General features: G+C 62.2%; 11 protein-coding genes. 1 reads left to right on the forward strand and 10 read right to left on the reverse strand.

Annotated elements, in window-relative coordinates:
* Positions 1-117 precede the first annotated feature (117 nt).
* On the reverse strand, positions 118-2,337 hold the full coding sequence (locus tag SHEL_RS13110; RefSeq protein WP_012799760.1) for an oxidoreductase: 2,220 nt from the start codon (positions 2,335-2,337) through the stop codon (positions 118-120).
* 154 nt (positions 2,338-2,491) lie between these two features.
* Entirely contained in the window at positions 2,492-3,376 is an 885-nt protein-coding gene (locus SHEL_RS13115) for a LysR family transcriptional regulator (protein ID WP_012799761.1), read from the reverse strand.
* A gap of 229 nt (positions 3,377-3,605) precedes the next feature.
* Between SHEL_RS13115 and SHEL_RS13120 the strand changes: the two genes are divergently transcribed.
* Positions 3,606-4,367 (forward strand): sulfite exporter TauE/SafE family protein, encoded by a 762-nt coding sequence (locus SHEL_RS13120; RefSeq protein WP_012799762.1) that lies wholly within the window; start codon positions 3,606-3,608, stop codon positions 4,365-4,367.
* A gap of 578 nt (positions 4,368-4,945) precedes the next feature.
* Here SHEL_RS13120 and SHEL_RS13125 read toward each other — a convergent pair.
* The 8 genes from SHEL_RS13125 to SHEL_RS13160 all read right to left on the reverse strand — a co-directional run bounded on the left by SHEL_RS13125 (position 4,946) and on the right by SHEL_RS13160 (position 13,106).
* On the reverse strand, positions 4,946-5,320 hold the full coding sequence (locus SHEL_RS13125) for a hypothetical protein (protein ID WP_012799763.1): 375 nt from the start codon (positions 5,318-5,320) through the stop codon (positions 4,946-4,948).
* 167 nt (positions 5,321-5,487) lie between these two features.
* The gene (ligA, locus tag SHEL_RS13130; RefSeq protein ID WP_012799764.1) at positions 5,488-7,614 is read right to left on the reverse strand and encodes an NAD-dependent DNA ligase LigA; all 2,127 of its coding nucleotides are present in this window, start codon (positions 7,612-7,614) and stop codon (positions 5,488-5,490) included.
* Between the two features lie 87 nt (positions 7,615-7,701).
* On the reverse strand, positions 7,702-8,286 hold the full coding sequence (locus SHEL_RS13135; protein WP_012799765.1) for a DUF308 domain-containing protein: 585 nt from the start codon (positions 8,284-8,286) through the stop codon (positions 7,702-7,704).
* Positions 8,287-8,414: 128 nt separating this feature from the next.
* Positions 8,415-9,005 carry a holo-ACP synthase gene (acpS, locus tag SHEL_RS13140; protein WP_012799766.1) on the reverse strand — a complete coding sequence of 197 codons (591 nt, stop codon included), beginning with the start codon at positions 9,003-9,005 and terminating at the stop codon, positions 8,415-8,417.
* A gap of 9 nt (positions 9,006-9,014) precedes the next feature.
* A complete protein-coding gene (glmS, locus tag SHEL_RS13145; protein ID WP_012799767.1) occupies positions 9,015-10,850 on the reverse strand; it encodes a glutamine--fructose-6-phosphate transaminase (isomerizing) in 1,836 nt (611 codons plus the stop codon).
* Positions 10,851-11,037: 187 nt separating this feature from the next.
* Complete coding sequence (locus SHEL_RS14630) at positions 11,038-11,895, reverse strand: tetratricopeptide repeat protein (RefSeq protein WP_083762383.1); 858 nt, start codon at positions 11,893-11,895, stop codon at positions 11,038-11,040.
* Positions 11,888-12,298: an HIRAN domain-containing protein gene (locus SHEL_RS13155; RefSeq protein WP_012799769.1), complete on the reverse strand. Its 411-nt coding sequence runs from the start codon at positions 12,296-12,298 to the stop codon at positions 11,888-11,890. The genes SHEL_RS14630 and SHEL_RS13155 overlap by 8 nt, the downstream gene beginning before the upstream one ends.
* A complete protein-coding gene (locus tag SHEL_RS13160; protein WP_012799770.1) occupies positions 12,288-13,106 on the reverse strand; it encodes a molecular chaperone DnaJ in 819 nt (272 codons plus the stop codon). Before SHEL_RS13160 ends, SHEL_RS13155 begins: the two co-directional genes overlap by 11 nt.
* Positions 13,107-13,219: the final 113 nt, after the last annotated feature.

Raw genomic sequence — 13,219 nt, forward strand, 5'->3', positions numbered from 1 at the left:
GTTCGAGGCCCGCTCGCGAATACTACGATACGAAATCGACTCGCAACAACAAAAGAACCGGCTCAGCTTCGTTGCTGGGCCGGTTCTATATGGAGGGGACGCGCAGGTTGCTGCAGGCTAAATGGCACGGCCCACGTCGTTGCCGCCGCGGATGGCCAGCGCGATGTTGAACGGCGCTTCGCAGTCGCCGATGGAGTAGCTCTCCCCGGCGAATCCGTCAAGCAGGCTCTTGTTGGGCAGCATGTCGGCCGCATTCACCACGCTGTCGCAGGCAACGGACACGGTCGCGTCGAAATCTGCGGAATACACCTTCATCACGCCGTCGGCTACCGATTCGATGGAGGCTTCGGGAATGATGCGGACGCCCAACGCCGCGAAGGTGGTGGTCATGAAGCGCTTGGCATGCTGGCTCTGCTGCATGTCGACCTCATCGTTGGTGCTGGGCGTGACGATGGTCACGTTCTTCTTGTGCACGGTAAGCCACATGGCCACGTCGATGGCCTGCTCGTTGCTGCCGTACACCACGATGTTGTCGCCCGTCGCTTCCATATAGTCCTCGATGGCGAACACATCCGCCCCGTCGACCTGGAGCTCGTCGCGCAGGCCGCCGCAAGCAAGAATAAGCACGTCGGGGTTTGTTTCGGAAATGGTTTCCGCCGTCACCTCGGTACCCGTCACGACGTCGACCCCAGCCAGCTCGCACTGGCGCTCCAGGTAGGCGCGCAGGTCGTCCAGGTTCTCGTGCGGTCCTTTGACCAGGCTTGCGAAGGCGAGCAGGCCACCAAGTTGGCCGCTCTTCTCATACAGGCTCACGCTGTGGCCTCGCAGCGCTGCGATGCGCGCCGCCTCCATACCGGCGGGACCGCCGCCGACAACCATGACGGATTTCGGCTCGGCTGCCGGCTCAAGCTCGTAGGTGGCAGGGCCGTTTTCGGTCATGACGCGCTGGGTCAGCGCATTCACGCGGCAGTAGCTCATCGCGCGGTTCATCTCGTTGCTGCCGGCGTGGCAATGCAGGCAGCGGGTGCACGGCGCAATCTCGTCCAGACGACCGTCCTTGATCTTGTTCACATACTCGGGATCGACGGTCAGCGGGCGCGTCATCAGGTAGTAGTCGGCGCACCCGTCGGCCAGCGCCTGCTCGAAGTAATCAGGAGCATGGGCCGGATCCATGTAGGTCACAATGCCGCACGGGATGGACAGCTCTTCCTTATAGCGCTTCGCGATGTTGAACAGCATGCCGGCGCCGCTGTGGTTGCCGACCAGCTCGCCGCCGAAATGCCGGCCGAAATTGAACTGGGTGCCGTAGCCGGTCGCGCCCTCGACGCCGTTCACAATGAAGTAGAGGTCGGAAGCGAACTGGCAGGGATGGTTGCCCAGCGGACCGAGGCGCAGGTGCATGGAGTCGGCACCGGCCTTCTCGAACTCCTTGGCCAGCGCGATGCCTTCGTCCACCGACGTCACCTTGGTGCGCTTCGCCGTGAAATCGCTGTCCAGGGTCATGAGCGTGGCGCCGTTGGCGATGTCGTCGTACTCCTCGACGCAGTCGATCAGCACCTGGACGAAGAAGTCGCTGCCGCAGGCCTCCTTAATCTGCTGGATGCATTCCACCACGAAGCGGGCGCGGTTCTCGATGGAGTCTGCGCCGTATTCGTCGGTACGGGTATTGTGGAACCGGGAAAGGAACTGCTCGCCCTGGTTGAAGCCGGCCGCGTTGATCTCGATCCCGATAAAGCCCATGTCCTTGATCTGCTTGGCAAGCGCCACGCCAGCGGTCTCGATGCCCTTGATCATTTCGACCGGCATGGACTCTTCGTCCACAGGCAGGCCGAACGGGGCCCACTGGAAGAAGAAACGCGAGTTGTATTCCGCCGCGTCGGCAGTAAGCTTCTTGAAGAAGTCGACGGCTTCAGCAGGCACTTCGCCCTCTGCCGGCATGGCGAAGGCTTCGCCCTCCATACCGATCAGTTCGACGCCGCCGCGGGCGAAATTCATGTAGTACTCGTACATCTCGTCGGTGTAGCCCGCAAGGTAGGTGGCGGAACCGGCCGCCGACTTCGCCATGCGGTTGCCGAACTCGTGACCACCGATGCTGAACGGGCTGAGCAGCGTCGCGAAATCGGTCGTGTTTGCGCGGTAGTCGTAGTCCTGAGGATTGACGTACGCCTGGGCGATGAGCTCCGTCTCTCCGGATGCAGCCGCCGTGCTGGCGGCCGGCTCCGCGGTGGATGCGGCTTCGGTGCCGGTTGGCGCGCAGGCCGCCAGGCCGAACGCCGCAGCACCTGCGGCAACAGCAGATCCCTTTAGAAACGAGCGGCGTGAAACATCGAATGTCATGGTTCCCCCTCTTGGTTGAGTTTCTGCCTTCAAGCTGGCTTCATTCAAACAAAGAGGGTATGCATCGGGAAGAATCGGTTTGGCACCGGGTGTAAACCCCAGGTTGCATCCTTCGCGGTTGCAGCCCGTCCGCCATGCGACGCTCCGCCCGAAGTCATTCTTTCGAATCGGCGTATCCCCTGATGTAGTCCATAACTGCACGCTCCGCTTCGGTACAGGACCGCCCGATGCAGACGAAATCGATCCGCCAGCGCAAGCCTGGGTCCGGGGACGGAACGAAGACCAGGTCCTTGCCGTCTATCCTGCGCCGCACGCTTTCCGGCGCCATGCAGACGCCCTGTCCTGCGCGTACCTTGCTCAGGATGAGCTCGTAATCGTTGTACTGCCCGTTGGTGCATACGTCCACGCCGCAGCGTGCGGCAAGCTCGCTCAAGCCCAAATCGCTTAAGTCTCCCTTGCCCACGGCGAACACCGTTGACCCCCGCAACTGATCGATGCGGAAGCTCTCAGGTTCAACATCGAGCATCGATCGGCTGAACACCAGGTAAACAGGCTCGTCGGCCAGCGCGACACGCTCGGCGCCTTCCGTCTTGAGGGGCCCCGGCACAATGGCGAATTCCACGCGGCCCGCCTCGAGCAGCTCGGTGCAGCGCATGTAGAAATGCTTTTCGACGTGGATTTCCACCCAGGGGATGTCTTTCTCCATGGTCTCGAAGAACCCATCGGGCAGCGATTCCAGCACGCCGTCCGCAATTGCGATGGTGATAACGGGGCGCCTGCCGTCGGCCATCGCCGCCGTCTGGCGGATGGCCTGCATGTTCTTCAGGCAGCGCCATGCGAAGGGGAAGATGTCGTCCGCCGCCTCGGTCGGGTGCGCGCCGCTTTCATCGCGCACGAACAGCTCGACGCCCAGCTCGTCTTCAAGCGTCTTGATGGCCTTGCCGAACGCCTGTCGCGATACGTAGGTCTGCTCGGCCGCCTTCGCGAAAGAGTGCGTTCTGTACGCAGCGCAAAACCACTCGAGCTGGTTGAAATTCATTTCCGAAGGCCTCCTTTCGACGCTCGCAGGCATGTGTTCGTTTCGGCTGATTCTACCCCGACGCTGGACCGACCGCCACCTCGCCCTCATGCTGTTACCCGACGCCCTCAAGCCGACCATCTTATCCGAACATGTCGACTGTGTCCGATTGCTCCAACGTCGCCAAACGGTGCCTGCCTCGTAGCTATACTGTGGGGCATTGTTCCCTTTTCGACCGACCCAGGATTCCATGGACCCCATTGCGCTGCTCATCGTGTGCCCGTTGGTATTTCTCGCAGGATTCGTCGACGCCATCGCGGGCGGCGGCGGACTCATCTCGCTGCCGGCCTACCTGCTTGCGGGGCTGCCGGCCCACATGGCGCTGGGCACCAACAAGCTGTCGAACGCCATCAGCACCTCCGTGGCAACGCTGCGCATGGCGCGGGCCGGCTACATCAAGCTGCCCCTGGCGGTGCCCGCCGTCATCGGCGCGCTTGTCGGTTCGGCCATTGGTGCAAAGTTGGCTCTGCTCACGCCTGAGGGCGTCTTCCAAATGCTTCTGGTGGTGGCCCTTCCCGTGGTGGCCATCCTGGTGCTGCGCAAACGCGACTTGGACAACGGCGGCATAGCCGAGGCCGCACCGACGCCAAAACTGCTGGTCATCATTGGTATTTGCGCCATCGTCACGGGCTTGTACGACGGATTCTACGGCCCTGGCGCCGGCACCTTCATGCTGTTGTCTTTCGTGACCTTCGCAAAACTGCGGGTCCGCGAGGCATCCGGAACCATGAAGATGTGCAACCTGGCGTCGAACATTTCCGCCTTGGTCATGTTCCTGAACGCCGGAGCCATCTATATCGCGCTTGGCCTGATTGCTGCGGCCTTCAACGTTGCCGGCAACTACATCGGCGCAGGTCTCGTGGTCAAAAACGGCTCGAAAATCGTGCGACCCCTCATCGTCGTGGTGCTCTGCGCGCTGTTCGCCAAGGTGCTTTTCGACCTGGTCGCCTAGCCGACTGGCGTGCCGCCTCGGTCGGGTGCGCCTTCCACATGACCGCAAAGCGGCAAGCCGCCGCAGCTGCGTCGCATTCGGACACACGCCAAAAACTGGCGATTCGGCCCATGCATGAAGGGTTTCGCCCTTCCGGGGCCCCGCCGTGCAACGAAATTTCAATCCGCGGAGCACTTGAGGGGATAATCCGCGCAGACGGCCTCCCGAGGCGGCGTCGCGAGCCTAGCAAATGGCGCGTTTCGCCACATATTCGACTGTTCTGTTGCGTATCGTCCGATGCATTTGCCGTGCTACAGCCTTCAAAGCACGTCTGAAGGACGGTTCCGCGCGGATTATCGCCTTAAGTGCTCCAAAAATCGGATTCTTGTTGCACGACCCCTTCAGGCAAGGAGGCATCCCGCCCGAATCAGGGGCCGCCGCCGATAGTTCGAATGCCATCCACGTCAATGCCCGCAAATCCCACCGAGCTTCACGGCGAATTCGGATCAGCCAACCAGTCTGGCGCCCGACTTGACCCCAACGCAAAACGCCCGCAAGGGCCAGGCCCCACAGGCGTTTGAAATCTATGTAGCCAACAACTAGAAGCGACCGAGGAAGAAGCCGATGACCACGCCGGCAATGCCGATGATGGCGGTCAGCACGCTGATGGCGATGTCGTGGCGGCGATCCTCCTGGCGATAGCGCTCTACACGCGCGATGTCGGCATGTTCGGCATCGGATTCGCTCACGTAGGAATAGCCCAGGCCCAGCACCTCGAGCACCAGCGGATTGCCTTCGCGGTACTGCGCGGCGATTAGCCCCAGCTGGTCGAGGCGTCGCATGGACGCACCCGCCTGGGTATCGCGGCGCACGTACGCAAGCGGCTCCTGTTTGCCGTCGCGTCGATTCTGGGTTTCGATTTGGATGAGACGACGGAGAACTCGTTCGTCGTATTCGCTAAGCCTGGCTTCCATAGGCTGTGCTCCTTTTTGTGCTGCGTTTGCCGCGCGGCTGCCCGCCACACGACGTGTTGTGGTTACCTGAAAGTATAGCGAATGCGCGCCACGCTGTGCGTAACGCGCTGGAAAATCTCACATTGAGGGACCGACGCCCGACAAAGGTGGCGAATCGGGCAGCTCGCCTACGCCAACCCCGCCGCCTCCAGCGACCCCGCCTCCAGCAGGCGTAGGAACTCGGCCTCTGTCAGCACGGGCACGCCCAGCTGCACGGCTTTGTCGTATTTGCTGCCTGCGGCCTCGCCGGCCACCACGTAGCCGGTCTTCTTCGACACGCTGCCGGACACCTTCGCACCCATCGCCTTCAGGCGGTCGCCTGCCTCGGTGCGGGTCATGCCGCTTTCCGTCAGCGATCCGGTCAGCACGAACGTGATGCCGGCAAGCGTCTGGGGGATGTCGCTCTCTTTCACCTCGTCGGCCATGGTCACGCCCGCCCGCTCGAGCCTATGGATGACCTCGCGGTTGTCCTCGGTGGCCAAAAACGTCACGATGCTCTTCGCGATGACCGCGCCGATGCCGTCCACCTGGGCCAAGCCCTCCTCGGTGGCGTTCATCAACTTCTCCATGCTTGGGTAGGCCGCCGCAATGGCCTCGCCGGTGGTCTTGCCCACATGGCGAATGCCCAAACCGAACAGCACGCGGGCGAAGGTGCGGGACTTCGACGCCTCCAGCGACGCCATAAGCTTGGCCGCGATGGTGCCGCCCAGATGGATGGGCTCGCCCTCCTTGTTGATGCGGCCCGTTTCCAGCGTGGCCAGGTCGTATTCCGTCAGGTTGTAGTAGTCGGCCACGTCCAGCACGCGCCCGGACTCCACCAGGCGCGCGACAATTTCGTCACCCATGCCGTCGATGTCCATGGCGCCGCGGCTGGCCCAGTGGATCAGGCGCTCCATGGCTTGCGCCGGGCAGTCGATGGACACGCAGCGGAAGGCGGCCTCGCCCTCTTCGCGAACCAGGGGGCTACCGCAGCTCGGGCAGGTGGCGGGCATCTCCCAAGGTTTCGCGCCTTCGGGGCGCAGCGAAAGCACCGGCCCCAGAATCTCGGGAATCACGTCGCCGGCCTTGCGCACGATAACCGTGTCGCCGATGCGCACGTCCTTGCGGCGCACCTCGTCCAGATTGTGCAGCGTGGCGCGGGCCACAGTGGAACCATCCACCAGCACAGGGTCGAGCTCCGCCACGGGCGTGCAGGCGCCGGTGCGACCCACCTGCACGGTGATGTCGTGCATGACGGTGGTCTTCTCCTCCGGCGGGAACTTGTACGCGATGGCCCAGCGCGGCGCACGGGCCGTAAAGCCCATATCCCGCTGGGTGGCGAAATCGTTCACCTTCACCACCACGCCGTCGATGCCGTACGGCAGGCTGTCTCGCTTTTCGGCCACTTGCTCGCAGAAGTCGTGCACTTCCTGCGGCGTGTCGCACAGCTTGACGTCCGGATTGACGTGAAAGCCGCAGTCGCGCAACCATTCCAGCAGGTCATTCTGGGATTCCGCACGAATCGGGGCGTCGTCGGCAATGGCGTACAGGAACGTTGCCAAATCGCGGTTCTGAGTGATCTTCGGATCCTTCTGGCGCAGCGAGCCCGCCGCCGCGTTGCGCGGGTTGGCGAAGCCCTGCTTGCCGGTGGCCTCGGCGGCCGCGTTCAGTTTCTCGAAGCTGCTCTTGGGCATGTACACTTCGCCGCGCACCTCGATGCTGGCGTCCGAATCCCGCAGCCCGGCCATGCCGTCGTCCCGCAGGCGCAGCGGGATGTCGCGCACGGTTCGCATGTTCACCGTCACGTCTTCGCCCGTGGTGCCGTCGCCGCGGGTAGCCGCCTTCGTCAACACGCCCGCCTCGTAGGTCAGCGCGATAGACGAGCCGTCAATCTTCAGCTCGCAGCAAAACTGCACCGGGTGCCCGATGGCCTCCAGCGTGCGGGCCAACCATTCGTCCAGCTCATCGAGACCCATGGCGTTGTCCAGCGAATACATGCGCACGGCGTGGCGCACGGGGCTGAACTGCTCGCCCACGTAGCCGCCGACGCGTTGCGTGGGGCTGGTAGGGTCGATGTACTGGGGATTCGCCAGTTCCAGCTCGCGCAGCTCGCGCATGAGCGAGTCAAATGCCGCGTCCGAAATCTCAGGAGCGTCCTTGGCGTAATACAGATAGGTGTGGTGTTCGATTTCCTTACGCAACGCGTCGATGCGGGCCTTCACATCGCTGACGGTTGCCGCGGATTCGTCGGCGTCGAACAAACTGGTCTGTTCCATGTGCACTCCTCAAAACAGGGCCGGGCCCGAGAATTCAAATGTATTGGAAATGATACCCCGAGACGTGGGGCGAGTCGACGGTCGGCGCTAATGCCAGCTGCCGTTCATACGTTCTTCTTGCGGCAGCGAGCTGATGATCAGCAGCACGCCGTAGGCGATGGCGAAAATGCCGCCCATTATGGTAATCCATTCGGGCTTGACGAACGTGATGATGCCGATGATGATCATGAGCAGACCCACGATGCCGGACGCCGTTCCGATGCGGCTTTCCAGCAGGCCGAGCTGCAGACCGATGAGAATCTGGAAAATGCCCGACACCACCAGCGCGACCGCCGTAACGGCAGCGACCAGTTTGATGCCTATCAACGGATGGGCTATCAGGGCAACGCCCACCAGCAAAACCAGCAAACAGCTCCAAAGCGAGGCCGTGTCCTGGGCAAACAGCGTATTGCGGGTCCTGATGTACGCGACCAGCATGGTGATGCCCACAAGCAAAAACCCGCCGGCTGCCAGATACGTGGCGAAGGTCATGGTGCCTATGGGACGGAAGACGCATACGACGCCGAGCATCGCCATGACGAGGCCCGCCACCAACAGCCCCGAATTGGGGCCGCCGCCGTGGCCAAGCTCTTCACGCGAATCGAGCAGGGTGATTCTGATGTTGCCCGACACTTGGTCCTCCTTCGCCGACACATTGCCGAACTGCCAGCACTCCTTATCGAATATACCTTATCACGCCCAACCCGCAAGTGAAAAAACGTCAACAGACTTGGGTCGGGTGACGCCCATTTGCACCGCGACTACTGTGCATCTTTGTCGGCCTCGTCGACCGGCGGCAATTCGGCCTCCTCGTCAAGCGCGGGCGGTTTCGGAGCCGGGGATGAAGCCGTCGCTTCCGTCGCCGCCTTGGCCGTGGATACGCTCAGATCGTCCAGCATGCCGCGCAGCTCCTTGAACTGGCCCGCAAGCTCGGCCTTCACGTCGCGGCGCTTTTCCCGCTCCGCCTGGGAGTCGCGGGTGATGGCCACGGCGTTGGCCACGGCCACCTCCTGCGTGAAAGACAACGACAACGGGATGTCGACAACGCCCCGCTCGCGGGCGATTTCCACCGCACGGCCATGGAGTTTGACAGCCGGGTGCCCGCGGAAATCGCGAACCACCTCCACGTCCTGCACCCGAAGCCCGTCGGCCATGATGCCCACGCCGAGCGCCTTGCCCACAGCCTCCTTGGCCGCGAAGCGGGCGGCGTAATGCTGCGCTGGATTCGCCTTGCTGTTGCAGTACGCTTGTTCATCCTCGGTGAACACCTTGCGCGCGAACGATGGCGTGCGCGCAAGAATCTTGCGCATCCGCTCAATCTCGACTATGTCGACACCCAGACCGACCGGCATATGACTTCCCTATTCCACCGTGACGGATTTGGCCAGGTTGCGAGGCTGGTCCACGTCGCACCCGCGCAAAAGCGCGATGCTACGGGCGAACAGCTGCAAAGGCACGCTGGCCGTGATGGCGCTGAAGCAGTCACGGACCTTCGGAACGTAGATCACGTAATCGGCGTGCTTCTTAATGTCCTCGTCGCCTTCGGTGGCGATGGCCACGATGAGCGCGCCGCGGGCCTTGCTCTCCTGGATGTTGGAAACCACCTTGTCATACGTGGGGCTCTTGGTTGCAACCGCGATGACCGGGAAGCCCTCGTGAAGCAGCGCGATAGGACCGTGTTTCATCTCGCCCGCCGCGTAGGCCTCGGCGTGCAGGTAAGAAATCTCCTTCAGCTTGAGAGCGCCTTCGTAGCAGATGGTCGCGCCGATGCCACGCCCGATGAACAGCGCACTCGTGGCGTCCTTGCAGGCCGCAGCGGCTTCGTCGATTGCCGAGGTGTCGGCAAGAATCTGCTCGATCTGCAACGCCGTGTCGGCAAGCTCGCGGAAGAGCATGCGAATCTGGGCCGTTGTCAGGCCGCCCTTGATCTGGCCCAACAGCATGGCGAGCATGGTCAATGCAGCCACCTGGCCCAAGAAGCTCTTGGTTGCGGCCACAGCGATTTCCTTGTTCGCCTTGATGTAGATGACGCCGTCGCTTTCGCGGGCCACCGGGCTGCCCACCACGTTGGTGATGCCGAACACCTTGGCGCCCTTGATGCGGGCATCGCGGATGGCGGCCAGCGTGTCGGCGGTCTCGCCGGACTGCGATACGGCCACGACCAGGGTGGACGGCGTGATGATGGGATTGCGGTAGCGGAATTCGGACGCCACTTCCACCTCGCAGGGGATGCGGCTCCACATCTCGATCAGGTTCTTCGCGATAAGGCCCGCATGGTAGCTGGTACCGCACGCGATGATGTACACGCGGTCGATGGCGGCAAGCTCCTCAGGGGTCAGCGCCAGCTCGTCGAACTGCAGATGGCCGTTGACCAGGCGCCCGGCCAGCGTATCGCGCACGGTGCGGGGCTGGTCGTAGATCTCCTTCAGCATGAAGTCGGGATAACCGCCCTTTTCAGCTGCGGAAATATCCCAGTCCACATGGATGGCCTCGACCTCGACGGGGTTGCCGTACAGGTCGTAGTAGTCGATGGTGGTTTCGCCGTCCTTGCATTGCAGCTTGGCGAAGGTGTCGTCTTCGAGCACGACCACGTCACGGGTCTCGTCGATAAGCGCCACGATGTCGGAAGCGACCAGCGCGCCGGTTTTGCCCTTGCCCACGATGATGGGAGAGTCCTTACGCGCCGCGATGATGACGCCCGGCTCCTGTTCGCACACCACGGCGATGCCGTAAGCGCCCGCCAAACGGCGCACGGCCGCGCGGGTTGCGGCCAGCAGGTCGCCTTCGTAGTTCTCTTCAACAAGATGGGCCACGACTTCGGTATCGGTTTCACTGGTGAAGGTGTGGCCTGCAGCGATGAGCTCCTCTTTCAAGCTGGCGAAGTTCTCGATGATGCCGTTGTGGACCACCGCGATGTCGCCCGCGCAGGAGGTGTGGGGATGGGCGTTTGCCTCGGTGGGTTTGCCATGGGTGGCCCAGCGGGTGTGACCCACACCGCAGGTGCCTTCCAGGTCCATGGAGGCCACGGTTTCCTCGAGGCCCGCCACCTTGCCCACGCGGTGGACGACGCTCAGCGCGCCGTTCTTTTGGACTGCGATGCCAGCGGAGTCGTATCCGCGGTACTCCATGCGCTTCAGGCCGTTGATCAACACGTCCTTGGCCTGCAGCGTTCCTGTATATCCGATGATGCCGCACATAGGCGTTCCTTTCTTAATCCAACGATATCGCGCCGTTGCGCGACACGCGTATAAGAACTTGTATTGTACCGCTCCAATCAACGGCACCATCGCGCCTAACCAAATCAACGCATGAACCCCCGCCCCCGCACAAAACGGGACAAAAGGGGGCTGTCCCCTTTGTCCCATCCACGGCGGCATGACAGGGCTATTCGTCTGCCAGGGATAGTTCCTGCTCGCAGCGTTTGACGCCCTGTTCGGCTCGGGCAAGCACGCCTTCGTAGTACCAGTCGCCGCTGGTGACGGCCGCTCTCAGCCCGATGACCGCTTTGCGGTACCACGCATGGGCGCGCGCAAAGTCCTGTCTGCAGCCGCGGCCGTGCTCGTAGGCGTCGCCCAGCCGAAACCCGATACTGCCCCAGACGACGGGACCGTCCGCTTCGGCCAGTTTAGAAGCGCGCAGGTAACAGTCGAAGGCCTTCTTGTCGCTCGGCTCGCATCCCATGCCGCGCTTGTACAAATCGCCCAGCTTGTAGCAGCCTTCGGCCAGCCCCGAATCGGCCGCAACCTCCAGGCATTCAAACGCCCTGCGCTCACGGGAGAACGGCTCACCCGCCCCGAGCGGGCCGATGCCAGCCGGTTCGTTCGCCTCGTAGAAACGGCCTTCGCAGCGGTTGTAGCTGTACACATAGCCCAGGCACAGGAATGCGTACGCGTTATGTTTCATGGCCGCGTGCAGATAGAGCAGCTCCGCGGCCCGGAAGCAGTCGATGCGCCGTTCATGGTCGGCGGCATCGATGCATTCCATCCCTTCATCGTAGTAGCGACCACCAAGGCCGAGCGCCGAGGTCCCATATGGATCGCCGTCTGGATTGTGTGGGTCGGGATACCTTCCTACCCGCCTGCGACCTGCGTAGACTCCGTTTTTATCCCGTTCGGGAACCGTTATCCACACGTCGGGATAAGGGTTCGAACCCGATGCGTCGCCGCAAACCGTGTCAAACACCGGCACGTCGGCCTTGCTGGCAAAGCCGAAAGCATCTGCGCTGGCGTGTGATTTAGTCATCCAGGTACACCTCCATGTAAATCCGCGAGCCGGCCTTTTCGTATCGAACAAAACGGGCGCCTAGGCTTTTCCCGGCATCCATCAGTCGCGCGAGAATCTCGTTGCAGTCGACGGACACGTAGCCCAGACGGTTCTGCCCCGCCATGACGCGGATGGCCCACGAATCGCGAAGATTGGCGACGTCGCGCTGCAAGGTCAGCTCCTGCCCCTCCTTCAGCTTTTTGGCCACCTGGTCCGCATTGTGCACTAACCGTGTGCCCGCCAGGCACGTTTCTTCCAAAAGCACGATGCGGCTGGCGTATGGCATGGGTATCCCCAGGTCATGACCGCTATCCAGCAAAGACCCCAGCTCGGTGGACGCAATCGGCGCAAGCGCGTTTCCCTTTTGCTCGTCAGTCGGCATGGCCGCCCTCCTCTAACGCGTGGCATCTGCTGTCGTATTCTTTCTTCACCTTGTTCTGCTCTGCAATGCGCGCCCTGATGTCGTCGACCCTGGCGCACACCCAATCGATGTTGCGCAGCTTGTCCCGCAGGTTGTACGGAGCCGAAGCCTCCAGCTGCTCAAGACGCCGCTTCGTCATTTCCAACTGAATTTCCAAAAGTTCGCATTCGACAGCAAGCTCGTCTTCGGTCGCGTACGCCAATACGTCGCGCTTGGCCAAATACCGCGTGGCCGCTTCCAACGAACGCAACACATCCAAGTCGCCGGTTTTGAAGGCCGCCTGAGCCACATCGAACAACTGGCGCTCTCGGTCGGACTGGTTTCCGTGCAGGTCGGGATGCAGTCGTTTGACCAGCTCGCGATGGAGGGCCTTCAGCTCCTCGGCATCCTGCCCGATCATAGCCTCGGAATGGGTGCGCTTCTTGAGTTTCTCCAGGTAATCGTCGACTCTCGCCTGAAGCTGAGCCTCCCATGCGGCAAGCTCGGCGTCGAGCTGATTCTCAATTTCGAGCGCATCCACCGTTTCACCCCGATTGATGCGCGCCTGGACAAGCGCCAACCTGCGTTTGGACCGCCTTGCGGCTATCTGGGCCTGAAGCAGCTCGTTCTCGTAGCAGCCGATTTTAACCGCATAATCGGCTTCTATCTGCGGGTTTATCTGCAGTGTTATCTCATCGATGCGCAGCAGCGCGCTCGCGATGTCGCGCCGCATGCCTTCGATACGTTCGCGCAGCATCTGCCCGCGATCCAGCTCAACCGCTTCTTCCATGGCACCCTCCTTCCGAGTTTCCTTCTCTTATATATTAGAAGAGCATCTGGATTCAACGTGTACCGCAGACGGGACATCCATATTTGCAAAACACCCCTTGTCACGGCGCCCGG

Source organism: Slackia heliotrinireducens DSM 20476 (assembly GCF_000023885.1).
GTDB lineage: Bacteria > Actinomycetota > Coriobacteriia > Coriobacteriales > Eggerthellaceae > Slackia > Slackia heliotrinireducens.